The organism is Caloramator fervidus, assembly GCF_900108045.1.
GTDB lineage: Bacteria > Bacillota > Clostridia > Clostridiales > Caloramatoraceae > Caloramator > Caloramator fervidus.
In genome coordinates this window covers 65,603-92,583 of sequence record NZ_FNUK01000005.1, presented here as the reverse complement: position 1 = coordinate 92,583, position 26,981 = coordinate 65,603, and the positions used below count along the sequence as shown (strand labels likewise).

16 protein-coding genes are annotated in these 26,981 nt (G+C 32.6%); 12 read left to right on the top strand and 4 right to left on the bottom strand.

From position 1 onward, the window contains the following. Nucleotides 1-99: 99 nt before the first annotated feature. The 5 genes from C4R78_RS03050 to C4R78_RS03030 all read left to right on the top strand — a co-directional run bounded on the left by C4R78_RS03050 (nucleotide 100) and on the right by C4R78_RS03030 (nucleotide 12,112). Nucleotides 100-1,524, top strand: coding sequence for an N-6 DNA methylase family protein (locus tag C4R78_RS03050; protein ID WP_207654267.1), 1,425 nt, complete (start codon nucleotides 100-102; stop codon nucleotides 1,522-1,524). After that, nucleotides 1,514-2,728: a restriction endonuclease subunit S gene (locus C4R78_RS03045; RefSeq protein ID WP_103895626.1), complete on the top strand. Its 1,215-nt coding sequence runs from the start codon at nucleotides 1,514-1,516 to the stop codon at nucleotides 2,726-2,728. Before C4R78_RS03050 ends, C4R78_RS03045 begins: the two co-directional genes overlap by 11 nt. Nucleotides 2,729-2,763: 35 nt before the next feature. Next, complete coding sequence (locus tag C4R78_RS03040; protein WP_103895625.1) at nucleotides 2,764-4,497, top strand: DUF262 domain-containing protein; 1,734 nt, start codon at nucleotides 2,764-2,766, stop codon at nucleotides 4,495-4,497. Nucleotides 4,498-4,532: 35 nt separating this feature from the next. After that, on the top strand, nucleotides 4,533-7,634 hold the full coding sequence (locus C4R78_RS03035) for a type I restriction endonuclease subunit R (RefSeq protein WP_103895624.1): 3,102 nt from the start codon (nucleotides 4,533-4,535) through the stop codon (nucleotides 7,632-7,634). Between the two features lie 68 nt (nucleotides 7,635-7,702). Then, the gene (locus tag C4R78_RS03030; protein ID WP_103895623.1) at nucleotides 7,703-12,112 is read left to right on the top strand and encodes an AAA domain-containing protein; all 4,410 of its coding nucleotides are present in this window, start codon (nucleotides 7,703-7,705) and stop codon (nucleotides 12,110-12,112) included. Nucleotides 12,113-12,486: 374 nt separating this feature from the next. On the opposite strand, the gene C4R78_RS03025 is transcribed toward C4R78_RS03030, so the two are convergent. Further along, entirely contained in the window at nucleotides 12,487-13,215 is a 729-nt protein-coding gene (locus C4R78_RS03025) for an ISL3 family transposase (protein ID WP_159945781.1), read from the bottom strand. A gap of 472 nt (nucleotides 13,216-13,687) precedes the next feature. Between C4R78_RS03025 and C4R78_RS03020 the strand changes: the two genes are divergently transcribed. Next, nucleotides 13,688-15,199, top strand: a complete 1,512-nt coding sequence (locus tag C4R78_RS03020; RefSeq protein WP_103895621.1) for a YfcC family protein — start codon at nucleotides 13,688-13,690, stop codon at nucleotides 15,197-15,199. 43 nt (nucleotides 15,200-15,242) lie between these two features. Here the strand turns inward: C4R78_RS03020 and C4R78_RS03015 are convergent, their stop codons facing one another. Next, nucleotides 15,243-15,707 carry a spore coat protein gene (locus C4R78_RS03015; RefSeq protein ID WP_103895620.1) on the bottom strand — a complete coding sequence of 155 codons (465 nt, stop codon included), beginning with the start codon at nucleotides 15,705-15,707 and terminating at the stop codon, nucleotides 15,243-15,245. Between the two features lie 124 nt (nucleotides 15,708-15,831). Here C4R78_RS03015 and C4R78_RS03010 point away from each other — a divergent pair, with 124 nt between their 5' ends. Together C4R78_RS03010 and C4R78_RS03005 are read left to right on the top strand one after the other, a co-directional pair. Beyond that, nucleotides 15,832-16,323 carry a DUF8052 family protein gene (locus tag C4R78_RS03010; protein ID WP_103895619.1) on the top strand — a complete coding sequence of 164 codons (492 nt, stop codon included), beginning with the start codon at nucleotides 15,832-15,834 and terminating at the stop codon, nucleotides 16,321-16,323. A gap of 17 nt (nucleotides 16,324-16,340) precedes the next feature. Continuing rightward, the gene (locus tag C4R78_RS03005) at nucleotides 16,341-17,954 is read left to right on the top strand and encodes a carbon starvation CstA family protein (protein ID WP_103895618.1); all 1,614 of its coding nucleotides are present in this window, start codon (nucleotides 16,341-16,343) and stop codon (nucleotides 17,952-17,954) included. 31 nt (nucleotides 17,955-17,985) lie between these two features. Here the strand turns inward: C4R78_RS03005 and C4R78_RS03000 are convergent, their stop codons facing one another. Beyond that, nucleotides 17,986-19,338, bottom strand: a complete 1,353-nt coding sequence (locus tag C4R78_RS03000; protein WP_103895617.1) for an amino acid permease — start codon at nucleotides 19,336-19,338, stop codon at nucleotides 17,986-17,988. A 236-nt stretch (nucleotides 19,339-19,574) separates the two neighbouring features. Here C4R78_RS03000 and C4R78_RS02995 point away from each other — a divergent pair, with 236 nt between their 5' ends. Continuing rightward, nucleotides 19,575-20,693 carry a DUF362 domain-containing protein gene (locus C4R78_RS02995; RefSeq protein WP_103895616.1) on the top strand — a complete coding sequence of 373 codons (1,119 nt, stop codon included), beginning with the start codon at nucleotides 19,575-19,577 and terminating at the stop codon, nucleotides 20,691-20,693. A gap of 50 nt (nucleotides 20,694-20,743) precedes the next feature. Here C4R78_RS02995 and C4R78_RS02990 read toward each other — a convergent pair whose 3' ends face one another. After that, a complete protein-coding gene (locus C4R78_RS02990) occupies nucleotides 20,744-21,775 on the bottom strand; it encodes a GerMN domain-containing protein (RefSeq protein ID WP_103895615.1) in 1,032 nt (343 codons plus the stop codon). Between the two features lie 158 nt (nucleotides 21,776-21,933). Here C4R78_RS02990 and sfsA point away from each other — a divergent pair, with 158 nt between their 5' ends. Genes sfsA through C4R78_RS02975 form a run of 3 tightly spaced genes read left to right on the top strand, consistent with a single transcriptional unit; the run spans nucleotide 21,934 to nucleotide 26,893 of the window. Beyond that, a complete protein-coding gene (sfsA, locus tag C4R78_RS02985) occupies nucleotides 21,934-22,626 on the top strand; it encodes a DNA/RNA nuclease SfsA (RefSeq protein ID WP_159945780.1) in 693 nt (230 codons plus the stop codon). Between the two features lie 57 nt (nucleotides 22,627-22,683). Next, nucleotides 22,684-24,006, top strand: a complete 1,323-nt coding sequence (locus C4R78_RS02980) for a Na+/H+ antiporter NhaC family protein (RefSeq protein WP_103895613.1) — start codon at nucleotides 22,684-22,686, stop codon at nucleotides 24,004-24,006. Beyond that, entirely contained in the window at nucleotides 23,975-26,893 is a 2,919-nt protein-coding gene (locus tag C4R78_RS02975; RefSeq protein WP_103895612.1) for an insulinase family protein, read from the top strand. Before C4R78_RS02980 ends, C4R78_RS02975 begins: the two co-directional genes overlap by 32 nt. Nucleotides 26,894-26,981: the final 88 nt, after the last annotated feature.

Sequence of the window (26,981 nt, the reverse complement as noted above, 5' to 3'; positions counted from 1 at the left end):
CTTAAATTAATCTCAATTACATAAAAACTCCTTGGAAATTAGCAAGGGCGGGCATCTGAATAATTTGCCCACCCCAACTATTGACATAGAACCATATTTTTGAAATACATTTCAGATGCGTTCAAATATCGTAGGGAAGAATTAGAGCAATTAGTAAAAGACCCTGAAAACGAGGAATATTATTGCGAAACTGAAGAGGAAGCGCAGTTTGTATTGGAAGATAAAGATGAGTACATAGCTGCGAATGTATTCTATGTGCCCAAGGAGGCACGATACGAATACATAATGGCAAATGCTCGGCGAAGCGATATAGGAAAACTTATTGATGACGCTATGGATTTGATTGAGAGGGAGAATCCAAAGCAGCTACGAGGTGTTCTTCCAAAGGTATACACCAAAGCGCCTTTAGATCCACACACTCTTGGTGAAATTGTCAATTTGATTGGTAGCATTAATTTTGGTAAAAATGAGGAATTGGATGTTTTAGGGAGAGTTTATGAATATTTTCTTTCCGAATTTGCTAGAAAAGAGGGCAAGAGAGGTGGCGAGTTCTTTACACCCTCAAGTGTTGTCAAACTTCTTGTTGAAATGATTCAGCCTCTTCATGGCAGGGTTTTTGATCCATGCTGCGGTTCTGGAGGTATGTTTGTACAGAGCATATGCTTTGTAGAGGCTCATGCAGGCAAGAAGGGATATATTTCAATCTATGGGCAGGAGTCCAATCCGACCACTTATAGGCTGTGTAAAATGAACCTTGCAATTCGAGGCATTGAGGCAGATATAAGGTTGGGGAATTCCTTCACAGATGACCAGTTTAAGGATTTGAGAGCAGATTATATATTGGCAAATCCGCCGTTCAATGACAGTGCCTGGGGAGCAGATAGGTTGGCAAATGATGTGAGGTGGAAGTACGGGCTGCCGCCAGATTCCAACGCAAATTATGCATGGATACAGCATTTTATTTATCATCTTGCGCCAAAAGGTGTTGCTGGTTTTGTGCTCGCCAACGGTTCTATGACTACCAGCAACAATGCGGAGTATGAGATAAGGAAAAGGATCATAGAGGATAATCTTGTAGATTGTATGGTTGCCCTGCCGCCACAGCTGTTTTACACAACGGGGATTCCTGCATGTTTGTGGTTCATCCGTAAAGGGAGGGAAACGAAAGAAATTCTTTTTATTGATGCCAGAAAGATGGGGGTTATGATAGACAGGACACATAGAGAACTTACTGATGAGGAGATTCAAAAGATTGCCCAGACTTACCATAACTGGAGAAATAAAAACGGGTATGAAGATGTAAAAGGCTTTTGTGCTTCGGTTCCTGTGGAAGTTGTTGCACAAAACGATTATGTCCTTGCCCCTGGCAGGTATGTAGGTGTAGAGGAAACTCAAGAAGACGATATACCTTTTGAAGAAAAAATGGCAGAACTGACTGAAAAACTCTATCAGCAGATGAAAGAAGCAAGAAGGCTTGACGAAATTATAAAGGCGAATCTGGAGGAGTTGGGATATGGGGAGTGAATGGATTAATGCTAAATTAGGTAATATATGCAATATAAATATGGGACAATCTCCGAAATCTGAAACTTATAATGAAAATGGAGAAGGGTTACCTTTTTACCAAGGCAGAACGGATTTTGGAGATAGAAAGCCAAAAGTAACTAAATATTGCAGTCGTCCAATAAAAATTGCTGAAAAAGGGGAAGTGCTGTTAAGTGTAAGAGCTCCTGTTGGGGATGTCAATATTGCTAATAGTAAATGTTGTATTGGAAGAGGTATTGCTGCTCTTTCTTTAATTAAAGGAGATAATCGTTTTCTATATTATTTACTGAAAGTGAATAAAACAAGATGGGATAACTATTCTTCGGGAACTGTTTTCCCTGCTATTAGTAAAGATGACATAAAAAATTTTGAAGTATACATACCAAGTGATTTAATTGAACAACAAAAAATTGCTTCCATCCTTTCTGCCTTTGACGATAAAATCGAAATCAACAATGAGATGAACAAAACCCTTGAAGAAATAGCACAGGCTATATTCAAGCACTGGTTTATTGATTTTGAATTTCCAAACGAAAATGGAGAACCTTATAAATCCAGCGGGGGAGAATTTGTAGATAGTGAATTGGGACCGATACCGAAGGGGTGGGAGGTAAAAAAATTAGGAGAAATAGGTCAGTTTAAGAATGGTATCAATTATGGAAGAGAAGAAAGCGGAGATTCAGAATATAAAATCGTGAATGTGAGGGATTTAGTAACTACTGATTATATTATTCCAAGCCGACTAGACACAATTAATATTGATAAAAGGAAAGCAAATCAATATTTATTAAAAGAAGGAGATTTATTGATAGTTAGAAGTGCTAATCCTGGAGAAATTGGAATTAATATGAATGGTGATTCAAATTTGATTTACTCAAGTTTTATCATCAGATTTAGGTTATATGATAAACTTCAGTTATTCTACTTATATTTCTCATTAAAAAATATAAAACAGAAATTGGAGATATACTCTAATGGCACAACTTTGAAGAATATTAACCAGCAAATACTAAAAGAAGTGAAAGTTATGATTCCTACCAAAAATATTTTACAAAAATTCAATGTAATTATTTCTCCAATTATTGAAAAAATAATTGCTTCGAATGAACAAAATGAAAAATTAGCAAAAATTAGAGACACCCTGCTTCCCAAACTTATATCAGGCGAAATAAGGGTAATGTGAAAATTGATTAGAGATGTTGAAAGGAGAATAAAAGTATGTCATTTCAAACACCGATTACTATATATGATGCCATAAAAAATATAAGCAGCAGAAAATATCTGCTGCCTGCGATACAGAGGGAATTTGTGTGGAGTGAAGAACAAATAGAGCGCCTTTTTGACTCGATTATGAGGGGCTACCCAATTGGTTCTTTTCTCTTTTGGAAAGTTTCAAAAGAAAGCGTTAAAAAATATCAGTTCTATGAATTTATCTGCCACCATCATCAAGGCAAGACCCACAATCAGAAAGCAGTCTTGCTGGGAGATGAGGAGATAATCTCAGTGCTTGATGGACAGCAGAGGCTAACTTCCCTTTATATCGCTTTAAAAGGGAGTTACGCCTCAAAAGTTCCTTACAGGCGATGGAATGACCCTGCCGCTTTCCCCAAGAAGTATCTCTATTTGAATTTGCTTAAAGAAGCTGATGATGAAGATTTGAATTACGATTTTAGATTTCTCACAGAAGAAGATGCTAAGAAGAGGGATGAAAACACATTCTGGTTCAAAGTTGGAGATATTCTTAATTTTGATCCTCAGGACCCTTCGCAGATCAATGACTATTTGATAGAAAATCAGCTTGCTACAAATAAATTTGCTTCCAAAACCCTTTTCAGATTATCAGATGTGATTTTTAAACGGCCAATAATAAATTACTATCTTGAGGAAGATCAAGAACTTGATAAGGTGTTGAATGTTTTCATCCGTGTAAATAGCGGTGGCACGCAGTTGAGCTATTCCGATTTGCTTCTTTCAATTGCTACTGCCCAGTGGGATGAAAAAGACGCTCGCGAAGAAATTATAAATTTTGTGGATGAAATAAATAGTGTTGGAAGAGGATTTAGCTTTAATAAGGATTTTGTTTTAAAGACATGCCTTGTCCTCTGTGATTTTAATGATATCAGATTCAAAGTTGATAATTTTAACAAACAGAATATGTCTGTTATTCAGGACAATTGGGACAAGATAAAAGAAAGCATAAGGACAACTGTGGAATTGATAAATACATTCGGATTTGATTATCAGACATTGACTTCGAATAACGCCATTATACCGATAGCTTACTACTTGTATAAAAAGGACTTAAGAAACAATTTTGTAACCTCTGTGAATTTTAGAGGTGAGCGAGACAAAATAAAAAAGTGGCTGCACATTGTTCTGCTAAAGCAGACTTTTGGCGGCAATTCAGACTATATTTTGAGCATTATAAGGGACATTATAAGGCAAAACTTAAATGGTTTTCCAGTTGAAATTATGAAGCAAAGGTTAAAAGGAACTTCAAAATCACTTGACTTTGGAGACGAGGAAATAGAAAATCTGCTGGAATACGAGTATGGCAAAAAGTATACTTTTTCAGTTTTAGCCCTTTTATATCCCACACTGGACTATAACAACCTCTTTCACCAAGATCATATACATCCTAAAAGCTTTTTTACAAGCAGAGAAAAACTTCTTAAATTAGGAGTAAAACCAGAAGACATTGATTTTTGTCTTGAAAATTACAATAAAATCCCCAATCTACAGCTTTTAGAAGGCAACATAAATATGTCAAAAAGTGCAAAGCCGTTTATAGAATGGCTTGATGAAAACTACAAAAATTACAATGCCAAAAATCAATATAAAGAACTTCATTATTTGACAGGGTTGGATCTTTCAATTGTTAATTTTAAAGAATTTTTCTGCAAGCGCAGAGAAATGATGAAAAATAGACTTAGACAGATTTTAGTGTCTTGAAAAATAGATTTTATGTAAAAAAGGGTGAGTAATCCATGAACCTTAATCAAAACTTTGAGAGTGTTGTAGAGCAGGCAGCCATCAAATGGTTTAAGGACATAGGCTACGAATACTTACATGGCAGTGAGATACCAGTAGAAGACAGAGAAGACTACAGAGAAGTTATTTTAAAAAACAGGCTTTATAATGCCCTAATAAGATTGAATCCCGAACTTCCGCTGCACTGCATTGAGGAAGCGGTGCGCCAGTTAAAGAACCTCCAGTATCCGAGGATAGAGTTGAACAACAGAGAGATACATAAAATATACCGCAATGGTGCAAAAGTTACAAGACGCAACAGCGAAGGCGAAGAAGTCGGAGAAATAGTAAAGATATTTGATTATGAAAACCCAGAAAACAACGATTTTCTTGTTTGTAACCAAGTGATAATCAAAGGTGCAGGTGTAAGAATCCCTGATATTGTGGTTTATATTAACGGCCTGCCAGTAGGATTATTCGAACTGAAAAATCCATTAGATAAGACGGCTACAATAGAAGGGGCGTATAAACAGCTTGAACTGTACAAAAGGGATATTCCAGACATTTTTGCTTACAATGAGATCTGCGTTGTGTCTGATGGGAGTAAAGCAAAAGCAGGAACGCTTACCGCACCCTGGGAGAGGTTTTCTGCATGGAAATCCATTGACGGTGTCAGCAGCGTAGAGGGGATGCCAGAACTTGAAGTTTTGATAAAAGGCATGTTTGATAAAAGAAGAATTCTCGACATAATAAGAAACTTTATCACTTTTTCCACTGCGAAGGATGAAGTAATTAAAATTATGGCTATGTATCACCAATATTACGGTGTTAACAAAGCAGTGGAGGAAACAATCAGGGCGACATCTCCTGGCGGTGATAGAAGAATAGGCACATTCTGGCACACGCAGGGCAGCGGTAAGAGTCTTTCTATGGTGTTTTATACGGGAAAGATAATAGAGCTTAAAGAACTTCAGAATCCCACGATTGTAGTCATTACCGACCGTAACGATCTTGATGATCAGCTGTATGAAACTTTTTGTAATGCAAGCGACCTGATTCCATATCCAAAACAGGCAGAGAGCGTTGAAGATTTAAAAGAAAAACTCTCACAGGTTGCAGCAGGCGGCATATTCTTTACAACAATACAGAAATTTCAGGCGGAAGCAGAAGAGGTTTCAGAGGTTGTTGATCCAAAACTTAAAAAAGCTTTAAAGAAGGGCAAAACCTATCCCCTTCTTTCGGACCGCAGCAACATTATTGTCATTGTCGACGAGGCTCACAGGTCGCACTATGAATTTATCGATGGGTTTGCGAAGTATATAAGGCAGGCGCTTCCTAACGCCAGCTTTATTGGCTTTACAGGGACGCCTATCGATCTTGAAGACAAGTCCACCCTTCAGGTGTTTGGAGACTATATCAGCATCTATGATATGAAACAAGCAGTAGAGGACAAAGCCATTGTGCCCATTTATTATGAGGGAAGATTGGTAAAGCTTCATTTGATAAACGAAAACATTGACAGGGACTTTGAAGAAGTGACAGAAGGCGAGGAAGAAGAGGTAAAGAACAAACTCAAGACAAAATGGGCAGCTTTGGAGGCATTAGTAGGGACCAAAGAAAGGCTTGAAACCATAGCAAGGGATATTGTAGAGCATTTTGAGGAGAGATGTAAGGTCCTTGAAGGCAAAGGCATGATAGTATGCATGAGCCGAAGGATTTGCGTTGACCTCTACAACGAGATAGTAAAGTTAAGGCCGCACTGGCACAGCGATGACTTAGACAAAGGCGTAATTAAAATTGTAATGTCAGGAAATCCTTCGAAAGACCCGAAAGAATTTTTGCCACACCTATATACGAAGTCCCAAATAAAAGAGATTGAAAAAAGGATGAAAGACCCTAACGATCCTCTTAAACTGGTAATTGTCAGGGATATGTGGCTCACTGGCTTTGATGTGCCGTGTCTGCATACAATGTATATCGACAAGCCCATGAGAGGGCACAACTTAATGCAGGCTATAGCCAGAGTAAACAGGGTATTTAAAGATAAACCTGCTGGACTAGTGGTGGATTATATTGGTATTGCTGATGATTTAAAACTGGCACTGGCAAACTACACAAGAAGCACGGGCAAGGATGCTACTACCTTACCCATAGACGAAGCAATAAGGATTATGCAGGAGAAGTATGACATTGTCTGTTCATACTTCCACGGCATTGATTTTTCTGGTTGGGAGGAAAAGAGTGCGGAATATAAGCTTTATATTTTAAAACAGGCTATGGATTTGATCAATAAAGATGAAACCACAAAGAAAAATTTTTTGGATCAATGCATGGCATTGTGCAAGGCTTTTGCCCTTGTAGTACCAAGAGAAGAGGCTATGCGTATTCGTTCAGATGTTGCCTTTTTCCAAGCAGTAAGAAGCAATATTGTCAAATACACGCCGCCCAAAGGGTTATCAATTGAAGAGCTGGACAGTGCGATAAAACAGATTATTTCGGAGGGTGTTGCTGCAAGTGATAAACCAATTGACATATTTGATGCGGCTGGATTGAAAAAGCCAGATTTGTCTATTTTGAGTGAGGAATTTTTAGATAAACTTATGGGGCAAGAAAATAAAAACTTGCAGATTGAGGTTTTGCGTAAACTGCTCAATGATGAGATTAAGGCTAAGATAAGGAAGAATCATGTAAAGTATGCCTCTTTTAAAGAAATGATAGAAAAAGTTTTGAATAAGTATCATAATCGTGCTATTACATCTGCCGAAGTTATAAAGCACCTTATTGATTTGGCAAAAGAAATGCAGAATATGGACAAACGGGCAAAAGAAATGAACTTAACAGAAGAAGAAATGGCCTTTTATGATATTGTATGTCAAGGGGAAGAGGCTATTTTAAATGACGAAGAAGCAAAAGAAATTGCAAGAGAGCTGGTGCGAATTATAAAAAGCAAAACCGAGGGACAGGTAGATTGGACTATAAAAGAAAACATTAAGGCATCCATCAGGGCAACAGTAAAAAGATTACTAAGAAGAAAGGGCTTCAAAGATCCACAAAAGCTGGATAATGTAGTTAAATTGGTCATTGAACAGGCTGTATCTCTTTTTGAAGATGCTGCTTGATTTAAAAAAATGAATTATGTTCTTATATGATTTATTCGGAATTCTGTTTCAAAAGGAGGGTACCATATATGGATATAAGGGATAAGGTTTGCAAAATATTTGAATATCTTTTAGCTGTTAAGAATTTGAATGAAACAGTAATTAGAAATATTGAAGAGTATGATGAAGTAATCTGGCAAAAAGATTTGCCGGATTATGAGGGGTGTTTTTTAAATGGTAGTGGAAAATATAAAGAAGCGTGGCTTGAAGTGCATAAACAAGAGCTACCACCAGTTCCCCAATTGCCAGCGATATTAAATGAGTGGGTAACTTATTGGCCTGATCCTGAAAAGGAACCAATAGTAAAAAAGCAAATTCCTAGAAAAGGTAAAGTTCCAGGAAAGCAAGAAATAAGCAATAGAAATTCTCTTTATTATAATGATCCTTTATTGTTCGAAAAAGATGAAATGGATTACGAAAATTTTGAAGATGATCCTAAAAGAGTAGAGGTATTTAAGGAATGGATTGAGAATGCGTGGCGTCCTTGGGTAAATAAAGCTTTGCCTAAAAAAAGAATTCAAAAGTTATATACCAAATTATTTACATTACATCAAAGAATTCAGCGTGAAGGAGAAGATGTTGAACTTGCATGGGGGCATGGTTTATTAACATGGGGTGTTAATGGATTTAAGATTAAAAGACCTGTACTTGTAACACCATTAGAGTTACAGTTTGATGCTAAAAATGGGATTTTTATACTCTTACCAACAAGTAAAGGAACATATTTGGAAATTGATATGCTTAACAGTTTTGAAATACCATATATTAAGAGGCTACAAGAATTGGAATTAGAAATTCCAAAGGCAGAAATAAATGTTTGGGATAAAGAATCAATAAATCCTCTATTAAAGGAGATAGTGCATACAATAAATCCTGAAGGGATATATTCAGAAGAAGATTTTCCCTCCCAAAATATACAGGAAATTCCTGTAATTACTTATTCGCCTGTTATATTTTTAAGGAGAACCAGCGGACGCATATGGCATGCAGAATTAATTACAGCAATAGGTAAGATAAGAAGTGGTTATCCTATTCCTGATACTATTAAATTGCTTGCCACTGATGATTTGGAAGAATACAGGAAGGAATGTGAAACAAATAGTAATCAAGATAATTGGGATTCTGTTGGAGAAGATTTATTATTTCCTCTTCCAGTAAATAATGAGCAAAAATTGATCGCTCAGAAGTTGGTTGTAAGTCCTGGTGTAGTTGTTCAGGGGCCACCTGGCACAGGGAAGAGTCATACAATTGCTAATTTAATTTGTCATTTGCTTGCACATGGGAAAAGAGTGTTGGTGACGAGTGAAAAAGAGAGAGCATTGCGGGTTTTAAGGGATAAGATCCCAGAAGAAATTAGACATTTGTGTGTAAGTGTATTGGGAGGAGATTATGCTTCTGTGAAGGAATTAGAGAATTCAATAGAAAATATTACTGAAAATATTGATAGCTACGATCCGCAATTTTTAAAAAGGGAAATAGAAAGACTGAGAAATGAATTATATGAAACAAGGAAAAAGAAGACTCGATATCAAAATTTAATTAAACAGGCTGGTGAATTGGAAAACAAAAAGGTTAGTATTGGTAATCGTGAAATGACTCCTTTAGAAATAGCAAAATGGCTAAAAGAAAATATTGAATATAACTGGATGCCTGATTCTATAAGAATAGATCAAGAATGTCCTTTATCGGAAGCAGAGATAAGAAAATTTTTTGAATTAGCGGGGAAGTTACGAACGAGCGATAAAGAAAGTTTAGGAAAAAAGAGACCAAAAACTTCAGAATTACCTGATCCACATATATTCAATGAAAATGTATTGAATATTATAAGCATTGAGCAGCAAATAGCGGAAAAGTCTAATTATATAAAGGATTGGAATGTGTCTCAACATGTATATAACGAACTAGATACATATAAGCAAAAGATTTTGTCTATAATTAATGAACTAAAAGAGTTAAACGAACCTTGGATACAGTTTATTATGAAGGATTCAATATCAGGTGGGGACAGAAAAGAATTATGGAAGGTACTTGTTCAGGAAAGTCGAGATAGGATTAAGCAAATAAAAAATCTTGATATGGAATTAATAGAACATGAGATTGCTTTTTCTGAAGATATCGATTTTGCAATTGCAAAGGAAGACTTAAAAGTTTTAAAGGAAAAACTAAAAGGCGTTAAACAGATAAGTTGGTTTTTTAAAAACATTACGGGTCGTAAATATGCGTATTTAATGGATAAAAGTAAAATATCTTTAGACGGGCATGAAATAAAAAATGAAAATGATGTTGATATAATTATCAAATATATAGAGAAAAATGAAATTAAAAACAAGTTAATATTAAAATGGAATAATATAATGAAAGACATTGGAGGGCCACAATTATCTAATTCAATACCAAGATTTTCTTTTTATGTAGAAGAACTTATAGATAAAATAGAAAAAGGGTTACAATGGAATGATAAAGTTGTAAAACCTTTGCAAGAATTTTTAAAAAGCTTGGGCATTCCAGAAACACCTGCTTGGACCGATGTAAAATGGTTTGAAAAACTTTATAAAGGGATAGAGGTGCTTGAATTAAAGAAAAAGTGGAATAATGCCAATGCATTTTTTGACAGATTAAAAACCTTATTAATTCGCGGAAAGGAATCAAATAATGCTCATCCGAGCTGGATAAGTCTTTTAAATGCTTGTGAAACAAAAGATACAGAATTATGGAGTAAAGAATACTGGGAAATTGCTCGACTTGAAGGGTTAGAAGAAGATTATAATGTTTATTCAAGCCTAAAAGATAGACTTGAAGCAGTAGCACCTAAATGGGTAAGAATGATAATTGAACAAGGTGGGCAGGGGGAACCTTTAATACCACCTGATGATTGGAAATTAGCGTGGCAATGGAGACAATGTGATACTTACCTAAAAGATTTAGAAGAAACAACTAATATAGAAAAATTTGAGGAATTGTTGAAGGAGGAAGAAAAAAAGGAATCACATATATTAAGAGAGCTTGTTGCGAAATCAACATGGCTTGCGCAAATTGAAAGAACTACATATGAACAAAAGAAAAGTTTGCATGCATTTGTGCAAGCAGTTAGAAAAATCGGTAAGGGAACAGGTAAATATGCTAATATGTATCGAAAAGAAGCAAGGGAAGAAATGCAGATTTGTAAAGGAGCTATCCCAGTTTGGATAATGCCTATACAAAAGATAATCGAGAATATAAAACTTACGGATGATTTATTTGATGTAATAATTGTAGATGAAAGCAGTCAGAGTAACTTATTTGCTTTGTGTGCTTTATTACGAGCAAAAAAAGCAGTGATAGTTGGAGATGATAATCAGATAAGCCCTGAAAGTATTGGAATAAATGTGGAGGAAGTGCATCAACTCATAGAAAGGTATTTATCTGGAGTAATACCACATGCGAATAGGTTCGAACTAACTACAAGTTTGTATGATATTGCAAACCAAATTTTTGAAAACAAAGTTGTATTAAAAGAACACTTCAGGAGTGTTCCTGAAATAATACAATTTAGTAATGATTTTATGTATGAAGGGAAAATAATACCATTAAGATTACCAATGTCTCATGAAATATTTGAACCGCCTGTATCAGCAATATTTGTAGAGGAAGGATTTGTGGAAGAACATACTACTAAAGTAATAAATAAACCTGAAGCAGAAGCTATAGTAAAACATATTGTGAAACTTTGTTCTGATCCAAAATATAATGGAAAGACAATGGGGGTTATTTCCCTTCAGGGAGATGATCAAGCAGAACTTATTGAGGAACTTTTAAGAGAGGCAATTGGAGAAAAAGAAATGGTTGAAAGAAAGCTGATATGCGGTGATGCATACTTCTTCCAGGGCGATGAAAGAGATATAATTTTCCTTTCAATGGTTGTTGCACCAAATGTGAGGTTTAGGGCATTAACCAAGCGTTCTGATTATCAAAGGTTTAATGTTGCAGCAAGCAGGGCAAGAGACCAAATGTTTTTGTTTCATTCTGTGCAATTAAAGGATATAAATAATCCAGAATGTGCAAGATATCGTTTGCTAAAGTATTGTCAAAATCCATATAGAGTACAACAAAAAATAGATGAAGTTAAACATCTATTCGAATCAAAATTTGAAGAAGATGTTTATAGAATTATTTGTGCTCGTGGGTATAGAGTAATACCTCAAGTAAAAGTTGCGAATTTAGGTAAGCGAATTGATTTGGTAGTAGAAGGAATTCGCAATAGATTGGCGATAGAATGCGACGGAGATAAATGGCACGGTATTGATAAATGGGAAGAGGATATAGAACGCCAGCGTATATTAGAAAGAGTTGGTTGGACATTTTGGCGTGTTAGAGGGAGTGTATTTTATAGAGATCCTGAAAAAGCTATGGCATCTTTATGGAGGAAATTAGATGAAATGGGTATAAAGCCAATTGAGTAAATCATACTTCTTTTATACATTTTGTAAGTTAAAATTAAAAAATATAGAGCAAATCTGACGAAAAATAATTAATATACCGCTTTTGGTATGCTGTTTTTTTGCTTATTTTGCTTTTAGAAAAGATATGAAAAATTGAACAAAACAACTGTAAATATAAAACAGGGGCTATCAGGTTATCATTTTAGATAGCCCCTGTTTTATATTTTGGCTCTTTGTCAATTGTTGGGGCGGGTATTCGATTAGAATGCCTGTCCTTTCTTGTTTGAGAGTGATTCTAGAAAGATAGGTTGGATGGGGAGAGTTCCTCACAAAAAATTGCAGGACAAAAAGACCAACGGGAGTTGGTTTTCTATAATATGGTATTATAATTTGCTTTAATTACAGCAATGAAGAATTCTATTTCTAAATCTCTCAAAGTTTTTAAAGCCGAAGGCATTTCTTTTAATAACTTTAATTTTGTTATTAAAGCCTTCAGTACAAGCATTTGTATATGGTATATCAAAAGAATTTACTATTTCATTAAAATACCTGATATAAGTATTGGCACATCTTTCAAATTCTTTAAGGCCACTATTTTGTGTTAGTCTTATCCATTCCTTTAATAAAGTACGAGCTTCTTTAGAAGAAGAGGCAGTATCAATTATTTTTAATAGTTTTTCTTTTAATGTGTGAGCAATAGTTAAATCGCTATTATAAGAAAACATAACTTGTAATGCTAACTTTGAATCTTCATCAAGCAGGTCAAATCTCTTGAGAATAAGTTTTTTGTTTCTTTTAAAGTATTTTCTTAATTTAACAGATAGATCTTTTTGAACACGTTTTCTAACTGCTTCTACAGCCCACATAGCGTGCCTAATATAATGGAATTTATCAATAACAATAATAGCATTTTTAAAGTAAGTTTTAGCTAAATCAATATAAGGTTGCCACATATCACAAATAAAATATTCAACACTATCGCGATTTTTAATTTTTTTAAAGTAGTCTGATAGGAAATGAAACTGTCTATCTTTAACAACATCATAGTCGTGAACTCTACGAGTTTCAGAATTACAACGAGGACAAGAACCGAGTAAATTTTTGATACAATTATTAGTGTGCACTTGTTGGATGCCTTCTTTTAGGTAGGATTTTTTGTGGTTAATTTAATTTTACCATGCATCTAAAATAGGTGCATATTTTTTTTGTAAAAAAATATGCCGGGGCTACGCCCCAACATTTATTATAGAACCTTCCTTTTTTCCTTAACACTCCCCATTTGGAAAGACTTTTTTCACACAAAATAGGGCAGTGTTTGGGAAAATTTAGTATAAAAACAACTCAATAACGGAAAAACTTTATTGCCTCTCAGGAAATGCCAGGTAGATTTTATGTGGGTTTGAGGGATTGGGAATGGAACAATTCTACTATGTTTTTCATCATGATCACTCCTTTTATGTTATAATTAAGGTTAAAGTTTATGTTAATAAAATTTATATTGCCAAAAAAATGACCAAATGTTATAATAAATTAGAAAATTGTTAAAATTATTTTATAATTTTACATCATTTTTTGACATAACAAGGAGGTTTTAAAATGAGCAAGAAAAAAAGAAGTTTCCCTACAGCCTTTACGGTATTATTTATCGTTTTAATATTTGCAGCTATTTTAACCTACATAGTTCCATCGGGACTTTTTGCAAAATTACAATATGATGGAGATAAAAAGATTTTTGTGGTTACAAAACCTGATGGAAGCACACAGGAACTTCCAGGAACTCAGGAGACATTGGACAAGCTAGGAATAAAGATAAAAATAGAAAAGTTTGAAGATGGAAGCATTTATAAACCTATAGCCATTCCAGGAACGTATGAAAGGGTTGAGGCAAATCCTCAAGGGATTATAGATGTCCTTCAAGCTCCAATAAAAGGTATTCAAGAATCTATTGACATTATAGTATTTGTTCTTATAATTGGTGGACTAATTGGAGTTCTTAACAGCACAGGAGCCTTTGATGCAGGTATAGCAAGTTTATCAAGGGCAACAAAAGGAAAGGAATTTTTGCTTATTGTAATAATTACTGCTTTAGTTGCAGTAGGAGGAACTACCTTTGGAATGGCAGAAGAAACTATAGCTTTTTATCCTATACTTATTCCAGTGTTTATAGCAGCAGGATATGATGCTCTTGTATGTATTGCAGCGGTATATATGGGTTCTTCAGTAGGAACCATGTTTTCTACTGTAAATCCTTTTGCTTCAGTTATAGCTTCAAATGCTGCAGGTATTACTTTTACAGAAGGATTAACTATGAGATTTATAGGTTGGATAATTGCTAATATAATTGCTATAGTTTATATAGTAAGATATGCTAATAAGGTTAAAAAAGATCCTGCTAATTCGTTAATTTATAGTCAAAAAGAAGAAATCGAAGAAAAATTCTTAAAAAATCATGATAAAAAGGAAGTTCCTGAATTTACATTAAGACGCAAGCTTATGCTTATCATATTTGGACTTGCATTTGCTGTTATGATTTGGGGAGTTTCAACACAAGATTGGTGGTTTACAGAAATGACAACACTGTTCTTAGCTGTAAGTTTAATTATAGGTTTCCTTTCAAGAATGAAGGAAAAGGATTTTGTAAACAGGTTTATTTCTGGTGCTGCTGATCTTGTGGGAGTAGCATTAATAATTGGTGTAGCAAGAGGTATTAACCTAATATTAGATAATGGATTAATTTCAGATACTATTCTTTATTATGCGTCTAAGTTAGTTGAAGGTATGAATCCTGTTGTGTTTATTATTGTAATACTTTTAATATTTATAGTATTAGGATTCTTTATTCCATCATCATCAGGACTTGCAGTTTTATCAATGCCAATTATAGCGCCCCTTGCTGATTCAGTTGGACTTCCAAGGGATATAATTGTAAGTGCATATCAATATGGACAAGGATTGATTGCTTTTATAACACCAACGGGTCTTATACTCGCTACTTTAGGACTTGTTGATGTTACTTATGATAAGTGGTTGAAATTTATAATGCCTCTTATGGGCTATATTGGAGCTTTTTCAATAATAATGTTATTGATTCAAGCTTTTGTAAGGTAAAAAACACTTTATGGAAGACTTTTAGTCTTCCATAAAGTGTTTTTTATTGTACTTGATACATTCCTTTGCTTTCCATGTATTTAAAAATTGCTTCTCCGTGTTCTTGTTCTTCTTTTTGTATGTGGTTAAGAATTTGTCTTATGTTATGATCTCTAAATTCAAATATTGAAATATCATATGTGTTTGATACATATTTTTCTGTTGCAAGAAGGTCTTTACATAAATCTGCATCGCTTTGATTGCCTAACGGGCTTTGAGAAGATACTGGAGTTTGGTAAGATTGATTATTTTGTTGATTTTGTTGTTGATTTAAATTTGGAACTTGGCCGTTTAAAATTTGATTTATTGTATTAAGGTGTTGTTGTTCTTGTTGTGCATGTTGCATAAAAAGTTGTTTAAGTTGAGGGTCTTTTGCTTGTTGAGCATAGGTTGTGTATTTTTTAATACATAATTCTTCATGGGCTTTTTGGTCTTGAAGCAGCATTCTTTCCTTTTGAGTTAAATTCATATAAATCACCTCTATTTTTAATATTTACAGTTTTAGTATTTTCAGATTGATAAAAAATATTCTGTTTAAAAACTGTAATAAATGTGATTAAGTATTAATAAATATTTACAAAGAGGGGATTTTTATGAAGGATAATATTGTAGGCTTATTAGAAGATAAATTAAAGAAAAATTTTGATATATACTATAACTTTGAATATAGAGGAAAAAAATATGATTTATTTGCTAAAAGCCATGTAAAAAATATAAGAACCTTCTTAACTAAAAAAGATATAATAGATTGCTACGAAAATAGTGAATATATTTTTGTAAAAAAAGTTTGTTTTTTAGATATAAATAAAGTAAAAAGCTTTGTTGATGAACTTATAAACATAAACAAAGACTTTGTAAAACCAAACTCAAACCACATGTCAACTTTTATAACAGGTTTTTTAATAGCTGAAAATTTAACAAATGATGTAAAGAAATTTATAAAGGATTTTAAGTATAAAAAAATATATAAGTTTTATTTACATGGTTGGAGTGAAGTTAGAATTATACTAGTTGATTTATCCTGTAAAGAAATTATTTACAGTAAAAATTCAAAAATGTTAAAAAGGGTGCTTGAAGCACCTTAAAATAAAGGGGGGATTTTATGAATTCGCTCTGGCTAATCATTTTAGGTGCAGTTTTATTTTTACTTGCTTATACTTTATATGGAGGGTACCTTGCAAAAAAGTGGGGAATAGATCCTAAAAGACCAACTCCTTCCCATACTAAGTATGATGGGGTAGATTATGTTCCTGCAAATGCCAAAGTTCTTTTAGGACATCATTTTGCTTCGATAGCGGGGGCAGGCCCTATAGCAGGACCTATTCAAGCTGCTATTTTTGGATGGCTTCCTGTGTATCTTTGGATTGTTCTTGGAAGCATATTTGTAGGCGGAGTTCATGATTTTGGGTCTCTTTTAGCATCTATAAGACATGAAGGTAGATCCATAGGAGAAATAATTGAGGTAAATATAGGTAAGAGAGGAAAAATACTTTTTAATCTTTTTGCATGGCTTACTTTGGTTTTAGTTGTAGCAGCCTTTACAGACATTGTGGCATCATCCTTTGCATATAATCCGGATATTAAAACTTTTCAAGCAGGTCCTGCAGCAGCAACATCTTCTATGTTTTTTATGATTCTTGCAGTTTTGTTCGGATTTATGGTTTATAGAAAGGGATACAGTGTTGCAGTATCTACAATAATAGGTGTGGCTTTGCTTTTTGTTGCAATATGGTTTGGATATAAATTCCCTATATTAGCTTTGTCAAAATCAGCTTGGTATATAATACTTCTTATTTATATATTTTTAGCTTCTGTATTACCTGTTTGGCTTTTGCTTCAACCAAGGGATTATTTAAATTCTTTTATGCTTTATGCTATGCTTCTTGGAGGACTTATAGGAATTTTCATAATGCATCCTAATCTTCAGCTTTCTGCTTTTAAAGGATTTGCAGTTACAACAAAAACAGGGGTTCAATATCTTTTCCCGATCTTGTTTGTAACTGTTGCTTGTGGTGCAATTTCAGGCTTTCATTCCCTTGTAAGTTCAGGAACTTCTGCAAAACAAATTGACAAGGAAGAGGACGCAAGACTTGTAGGTTATGGATCTATGCTTATTGAAGGGATGTTAGCTATAGTTGCTTTGATTTCTGTAGCTTATGTATCAAAGGCTGAAGGAACTCCAGCTATGATATTTGCAAATGGTGTTGCAACGTTTATGAATAGTTTTGGAGTTCCTCTAGAGTTTGGAAAAGTATTTATCATATTATCTTTTACTGCTTTTGCTTTAACAAGCTTAGATACAGCAACAAGATTAGGAAGATATATATTCCAAGAATTTTTTGAAACTGTTTCTGGAAAGGATTCAATTTTGACTAATAAATATGTAGCAACTTTAATTACGATTTTATCTTCTTCTTTGGTTTTAGCTTACGGATATCAAAGGATTTGGCCAATTTTTGGTTCAGCAAATCAACTTCTTGCAGCTCTAGCTTTACTAGCTATTACAGCTTGGCTTACAAGGATAGGTAAAAACAGGGTTGTTACACTTATTCCTATGATATTTATGTTCTGTGTAACGTTATCTGCACTTATTTTATTAATTAAAAATTACTTTATAGCTAGAAATTATATGTTGTTTGTAATTGCTATAGTGCTATTTATACTTTCAATTGTGTTATTAAAAGAGACTATAAAAGTATTAAAAAGTAAAAAATAACAAAAACCCCTAAAGGCTTTCCTTTAGGGGTTTATATTTGGCTACTTATATCATAGTTGGTTTTATTTTGAATTCTTTGATATACATAGAAGGGGATACCTATTAGCATTAATATAAATCCATACATTACAACTTCAGCACCTGTTCCGTATATTGCATATATAGAGTATGCAAAGGCTAGTAAGGATATAAAAGAGTTTTTAATAAATCTAAATAGATTAAAGTTTTCTGATTTATTTTTAAGGAGTAATATTTCAGCGGCAGCAGTAAATGAATATGCAGGTAAGAAAGAAAGCGTAGCTAAAAGAAGCATAAAATTAAATGCTGAAGTAAGGCTTGATACATAGTTCATTATAAGCAAAATGTTAGTTGCTATACCGCTTATTATAAGTGAAGCAGATGGTGTTTGATATTTTGGGTGAACTTTAGCAAAGACTTTTGGAAACATTTTTTCTTCTGCAGCAGCAAAGGAGCTTCTTGCCGTAACAAGTATCCATCCTGAAGTTGCTCCAAGGGTTGAAATTGCTGCACCAAGGGCTATTAATGTTCCTCCCCATTTTCCACCTGTTGCGTAGTTTATGATATCTGCAAGGGGAGCGTTAGATGTTGCAAGTTTACCTTGAGGCATAGCTCCTATAGCGAGAATGCTTATAAGAATATATACTAGTGCTGTTATTAAAGTTCCATAAATTGTACTAAGTTTAATATTTCTTTCAGGATTTTTTATCTCTCCTGCTGGAATTGTTGCACATTCAAGTCCTACAAATGACCAAAGGGTTATAGCAATTGCAGCAGGAACGGTTGATAAACTGTTAACTTCAGGAGAAGATGCAGTATTAAAATATGAAGGATTAAAATGCATAAGAGCTATTATTGAGAAAATGATTAAAGGAACTATTTTTAAAACAGTTGTTATAATTCCTATAATACCTGCTTCCTTAACTCCTTTATAATTTATATATGTGAAAATCCAAAGTATTAAAGATGAAACTATAAACGCTAAAGCTCTGTTTTCTCCAAATATAGGAAAAAAGTATGTTAAATAACTCATAAATGCAGTAATTATTGCTGCATTACCTACCCAAGAGCCTATCCAATATGTCCATGCTATTAAAAATGCAGCAAATTGCCCGAAGGCTGCTTTTGTATATACTATTGGACCACCTGTTTTTGGCATTTTTGCCCCCATATTTGCAAAGCTTAATGCAAGAAGCATTGAGCCAAGGGCAGTTATTATCCATGCTATTATAGTTGCCTTTGGATTAGATGCTGCTGCAAGTCCTTGTGGAGCCATAAAGATACCAGATCCTATCATGTTTCCAACAACTATTGCAGTAGCTGCAGCAAGGCCAAGTTCTCTTTTTAAGTTTGTGTTGTTTTCCATTTCTTTCACCTCTCTGTATGTTTTTTAGTATAAGCAGTGCGTGTATATTAATAAATATACATCAATTTTAAGCAAAGTCAATACAAAAATTTATAATTATGCAAGTTTTTATGTTAAAATTATGTTAAGTTATGCAAAAATATAAAATATAATAAATATTTATGAAATTTAATGAGCTTTAAATTTTTACCATATAAGAGTATAATAATATGAGAATATTAAAAGGAGGTATACAAATGCCAAAGTCAAAGGTATATTTTACTGATTTAAGAACAAAACCTGGGTTTAATATGCTGGATAAGCTTGAAAAACTTGTAAAGACAGCTGGAATTGAGAATATAGATTTTAAGAATAAGTATGTTGCCATAAAGATTCACTTTGGTGAGCCAGGAAATTTAGCTTACATAAGGCCTAATTATGCGGCAAGAATAGTCAAGATTATAAAACAGTTAGGGGGAAAGCCGTTTTTAACTGACGCTAATACACTATATACAGGAAGAAGGCATAATGCCCTTGATCATCTTGATGCAGCTTATGAAAATGGTTTTAATCCTTTAACGGTTGGATGCCAAATAATAATTGCTGATGGACTTAAAGGAACAGAATATAGGGAAATTGAGGTTAATTTAAAGCATACTAAGTCTGCAAAGATAGGTTCTGCTATAGCTGATGCCGACATAATAATATCAATGAATCATTTTAAAGGTCACGAGATGACAGGATTTGGAGGAGCTATAAAAAATATTGGTATGGGTTCAGGTTCAAGGGGCGGAAAACTTTTTATGCATTCATCTTCAAAGCCTGTTATAAAAGTTAAAAAATGTGTAGGGTGTGGTATGTGTGTAAGAAATTGTGCCCATGATGCTATTTATTTAGATGAAAATAAAAAAGCGGTTATTAATTATGAAAAGTGCGTAGGATGTGGACAATGTGTTGCAGTATGCCAATACAGTGCAGCACAAGTTAAATGGGATGAGGCAGCTGTAATTGCAAGCGAAAAAATAGCAGAATATGCTTATGCTGTTTTAAAAGATAAGCCCCATTTTCATATCAATTTTATTATGGATGTTTCACCAAATTGTGACTGCTGGTCTAACAATGATATGCCTATAGTTCCTAATTTAGGTATTGCTGCATCCTTTGACCCTGTTGCTCTTGATAAAGCATGTGTTGATATGGTAAATAGTGCTCCTTCACTTTGTGGTTGTGCATTAGATTCTGTTGAGCATATTTATATTGATGGAGAAGTTGATAAATTTACAAGTATTCATAATAAAACCGATTGGAGAGCTACCCTAAAGCATGGAGAAGAGATAGGCCTTGGTAGTATGGAATATGAGCTTATAAAAATTTAATATTAAGTTTTTGGTATTGTTATTTAGTCCCCCATTAGTTAGGGGGACTTTTATTTTACTTCAATGGTATTTTTATAATCTGGTTTAAAGAATTCATCTTTATTTATAGCTATATGTCCAGATTCATAGGGGTTGCCATCAAGGGATATATAAACTTTATCGGTGTTATAGTATCTGCAAAGGGTATTGACAAGACTTTGAATTATCATCGCTTCAAGAGAAGAGCCTGCATTCATTTCGGTTATGAATTCTTTTGAAAGATCTATATATATTTTATTTTCTTGAGGATTAAAATACATGTTGTTTATTTTTGTATTTGGACTTAATACTCTAGTTAAGCCTTCCCTTGGTGGATTTTTAAGTAGGGATTCAAATTTTTCAATGGTAGATTCGTTTGTTTTAAATTTTATAGTCTCTTCTTTAAATGCTATTTTTTCTTTTAAAAAGTCAGGATAATAAAATGCAATATTTTGAATTAAAGAAGCGTTATTTTCAATTTTTTCAAGATTTGTTTCTATTTTGTTGTTATTTGTTTCAAAAATTTTTTTCACAAGTCCTATGTTTAATACATAATAATCATATGTTTTATAATCTTTACCTTCAGTTGTAACTTCTAATGCTTTAAATTTTCCATAAGGAGTTTCTATTTCTTTTTCTAAGTTAGAAATATATCGTTTGTATCCTTCTTTAGTTGTCCATTCTGTGCCAACTTTAATGGGTTCTTTTAAAAGTATATCAGGGTTTTCGCTTTTAGAATCTATTATGTTATCCCTATAATAAAATTCTTCTTGAGACTTTATAAGCCTTAGTTCACCATCCTTTATTTCATAAACTTGGGCTAAAACAGTTCCAGGGTTTAATATTCTTAGTTGAATTCTATTATTCTTTATAAAATCTACATAAACATCCATTTCTGCATATTCATTTCCTAGTCCTTGATATTTCATTCTTCTATCAGCAATAAATGGAAAGTAGTCTTTTACCGTATATTTTTTAGGTTCAGGGAATTGATTAGAATTTGGAGTTTTTGAGCAGGAAATGAACATAAGGGTTAAAATAATAAGAGAGATTATTTTTTTCATTTTTAATGCTCCTTTCTTTAAAATAGTCAGACATTAGATTTTTGGGTTTTTCCATATTTTTATTATATTATATCTTTGTTTAAATTAACATACAAATATTGACATTTTCATAGAGTATTATTATTCTTTTTAAAAAATATTTTAAAGGAGGATTTATGGTGGGATTTAAGATTGAAGGGAAGAAGGTTGAAGGAAGATTTGTAAAAAGGCTTAATAGGTTTGAAGCTATAGTGGAAATAGGAAAAAATTATGAGCTTTGCCATGTTCCTAATACTGGGAGGCTAAAAGAACTTTTAGTTGAGGATGCTAAAATTTATTTAGTAAAAAATGATAAGAAAAATAGAAAAACAAAATGGACTCTAATGTTTGTTGAAAAAAAAGATGGACTGGTTTGTATAAATTCTTCTATGGCAAATAATGTTTTAGAATGTGCGTTAAGGGATAATACTATAAGTTTAGGTGAAGGAATAATAAAAAGGGAGGAAAATTTTTTAAAGAGCAAATTTGATTTTTTTATAGATGGGCCTTTTAAGACTTTTATTGAGGTAAAGTGTGCAACCTTTGAACAAAATAAAATAGCAAAATTTCCAGATGCCCCCACTGAAAGAGGGAAAAAGCATATAGAAGAACTTATAAAAGCAGTTCAAATGGGATATAAAGCTAAGATAGTTTTTATAGCTTTTATGGACTTTGTAAATTGTTTTGAACCCTATAAAGATATAGATGAAAAGTTTGCTTTTCTTTTGAAAGAAGCATATAAAAAAGGCGTGGAAATTTTAGCTTATAAATGTAGTATAACTTTAGATGAAGTGAGTATATCAGATAAAATACCTGTTAATATTAATTGTTGAGATGTGGAATTTATTGGTTTATAATAATTTTAAGTAAAATATTAAAAGGGGGATAAAATGGTTTATTTAATTTTTTTGACATTGTTTATATTAATTTTTATTTCTATGTTTTTTAATATTTCTATTATATTTCCTCTTTTTATAGGGCTTTTGTTTTTTTGTTTATATTCATTTAAAATGGGGTTTAGCGTAAAAAATATTTTAAATATGATATTAAATGGTGGCAAGAAGTCTTTTATTGTTTTAAAGATTTTTATTTTAATAGGTGCAGTAATGGGGGTATGGTTATCCTCAGGTGTTGTACCATATATTGTTTACTTAGGAATTAGATTTATGAATCCTAAACTTTTTCTTGTATATACCTTTTTAATTTCCAGTATTGCATCTTGTCTAATAGGAAGTGCTTTTGGAACTGTAGGAACTATAGGGGTTTCATTTATTATCCTTGCAAAGGGAGCAGGAGTAAATACTAGCCTAGCAGCAGGGGCTGTTTTATCAGGTGCTTTTTTTGGAGATAGGTGTTCTCCTATGTCTTCAAGTGCTAATCTTGTAGCTAATTTGACAGATACGAAGCTTTATATAAATATAAAAAACATGATAAAAAGTTCAATAGTTCCTACTTTTTTAACAATTATAATTTATTTAGTTTTATCTTTAAATTTAAATGTAACTTTTAAAAATGAAAGGCTTATAAATGAGTTGAAATCTCAATTTATATTAACACCCTATCTTTTAATTCCTGCAGCATTGATTGTTGTATTATCGTTTTTTAAAGTAGATGTTAAAAAATCTATGACTTTAAGCATAATATCTTCAATTTTACTAGATTTGTTTGTTCAAAACAGAAGTTTAGCTGAAACATTAAAATATATGATAGTTGGGTTTAAAATTGATAATAATAATTTAGTAGCACAAATAATAAAAGGCGGAGGAATAATTTCTATGCTTAAGATATCAGTTATAGTATTTTTATCCTCTGCCTATAGTGGTATATTTGAGGAAACAAAAATGCTACAAAAACTAGAAGGGGATATAAAGAGTCTAAGTCAAAAAATTGGAGATACTTCAACTACATTATTGGTTAGCATATTAGCTTCTATGATAGGCTTTACTCAGGTTCTTGCTGTAATACTTACCTTCCAGTTCGTAAAAGGGATTTATAAAGATAAATATAAATTAGCATTAGATATTGAAAATTCTGCTATAGTGATAGCTCCACTTATTCCATGGAATATAGCCTATGCTGTTCCAGCTGGTATAATGGGAATTAATGATATATTTTTATTGTTTGCAGTGTATTTATATATCTTACCAATTTATAATTTACTAAAGAAAAAGGAGGTAAATTATGGAAGTAAACAAAGTTTATCACGGATTTAGGCTTTATGAGATAAGAGATATAAAAGAAATAAACTCCAAAGCTTACATATTTGAGCATGAAAAAAGTGGGGCAAGGCTTTTAAAGATACAAAATGATGATGATAATAAAGTTTTTTCAATTTCTTTTAGAACTCCTCCAAGCGATAATACTGGGGTGCCTCATATTATTGAACATTCCGTTTTATGCGGTTCAAGAAAGTATCCAGTAAAGGAGCCCTTTGTTGAGCTTATAAAAGGTTCTTTGCAGACGTTTTTAAATGCTATGACCTATCCAGATAAAACTATGTATCCTGTTGCAAGTAAAAATGAAAAGGACTTTTTTAATCTTATGGATGTTTACCTTGATGCTGTGTTTTATCCAAACATATATAAGACTAAAGAGATACTTATGCAGGAAGGTTGGCATTATGAGTTGTTTGATAAAGAAGGTGAACTTACATATAGAGGCGTTGTATATAATGAAATGAAGGGAGCCTTTTCATCGCCTGAAGGAATACTTTTTAGAAAAATAAGCGAAACGCTTTTTCCTGATACTACCTACGGATATGAATCAGGAGGAGATCCTGATTATATACCTGAGCTTACTTATGAGGCTTTTTTGGATTTTCATAAGAAATATTATCACCCATCAAATAGTTATATTTACTTGTATGGAAACGGTGATTTAAATAAAGAACTTGAATTTATAGATGGGTATTTAAAAGATTTTGATAAAACAGAAATTTATTCTGAAATAGAATTTCAGCCTCCTTTTGATGAGATAAAGGAGTTTATGATGGATTATCCTATTGCGCAGGATGAAGATGAAAAGGAAAAGACTTTCTTAAGCTTAAACTTTGTAACTGGAGATTCTAGAAATGTAGAGGAAGCGTTGGCCCTTGAGATATTAGAACATATCCTTCTTGGAACTTTTGCTTCACCTTTGAAAAAGGCTCTTATAGATGCAGGATTGGGTAAAGATGTATTTGGAAGTTTTGAAGGAAGCATGCTTCAACCAATGTTTAGCATAATAGTAAAGGGATCTGAAATTGATAAAAAAGATAAATTTAAAGAAGTGGTATTTGAAACGTTAAGAAAGCTTGTAAAGGAAGGAATTGATAAAAAGTTAATTGAAGCTTCTATAAATAAAATAGAATTCCAAATGAGGGAGGCAGAGCACGATTCAGCTCCTAAGGGATTGTTATATGGAATAAAAGTAATGAATAGTTGGCTTTATGATGCTCATCCGACGGTTTACTTAGAATATGATGTTCCTTTAAAGAATATAAAAGAAGGGATGAAGGGAAGATATTTTGAAAATTTAATTGAAAAGTATTTAATAAATAATAAACATGCTTCATTACTAGTTTTGAAGCCTAAGAAAGGTCTTTTAGATGAGAAGGAAAGGGCGTTAAAGGAAAAACTTAAAAAGATAAAGGAATCTATGTCGGATGAAAATCTAAATGAAATTATTGAAAACACTAAAAAACTTTTAAAAAGGCAAGAAACTCCAGATTCCAAGGAGGCCCTTGAAACTATACCAGTTCTTTCAATAAGCGATATAAAAAGGGAAGCAGATAAACTTCCACTTGTAGAAAAGAATTTAAATGGCTGTAAATTACTTTTTCATCCAGTTTTTACAAATAAAATAGTTTATACGAATTTCTACTTTGATGTTGATAAGGTTGATTATAATCTTTTACCTTATGCTTCCCTTTTAGGAAGTCTTTTAGGAAAGTTATCAACTAAAAATTATTGCTATGAAGAGCTTGCTAAAGAAATAGATATAAATATTGGTGGAATAAGATTCTATACTGAAATAATAGAAAGAGTTGATGATATAGAAGCCTTTAAGCCTATATTTGTTATAGAATCTAAGTGCTTAGCCGATAAGACGCCTAAGATGTTAGAGATTATAGGAGAAATAATAAACAGGACCTTGTTTGATGATAAGAAGAAGATAAAAGAAATAATTCAGCAGACAAAGTCAAGATTGGAAATGATAATGATTGATAGAGGACACAGTGTAGCTTCTAAAAGGCTTGTTTCATATTTTTCTAAGGCAGGAAAGTTAAATGAAATAATGTCGGGAACAGAATATTATAAGTTCATTGCAAATTTAGAAAAAAATTTTGATACATTTGAAAATGAATTAATAGAAAAGCTTAAATTGGTTAAGGATAGGATATTTAATATAAACAATTTATTGTTAAGCTTAACATGTGAAGAAAAGGACTTAAGTGTTTATGAGAAAAATATTCATTTTATCTTAGATGATTTAAATAAAGAAAAATTAAACAAAGTAGATTTTAATATTAAAGTTTCAAAAGATAATGAAGGTTTATTAACACAGGCAAATGTTCAATATGTTGCAAAGGGATACAATTACAGAAGGCTTGGATATGAATATAATGGTGCAATGCAGGTTTTAAGGACAATTGTAAGCCTTGATTATTTATGGAATAAGGTTAGAGTTCAAGGGGGAGCATATGGCTGCTTTATGAACATTGAAAGAAATGGAACGTTAACCTTTGCTTCCTATAGAGATCCAAACCTTAAGGAAACTTTAAAGGCTTATGATGAAGTACCTCAATATATAGAAAAATTAGAAATTGATGATAGAGAAATGACAAAATATATAATTGGAACTATGAGTAAGTTAGATTATCCATTAAATCCATTTATGAAGGGAAGAGTTTCTGATGAAAACTATATGAGAGGAATAACTTATGAGGATATTCAAAGAGAAAGAGAAGAAGTTTTAGATACTACCCTTCAAAAGATAAAGAATTTAAAGAATGTGATAGAAGATACATTAAAACAAGAATATATATGTGTTTTAGGTAATGAAAATAAAATAAAGCAAAATCAAGATATGTTTAACAAACTAGTTAAGGTATTTGAATAAGAATCCTCACCTTCGAGTGGGGATTCTTATTATTTTAATTTTTGATTTTAGAAGGAATTTCTAGTGTTTTATAGAAATATTTATAAAA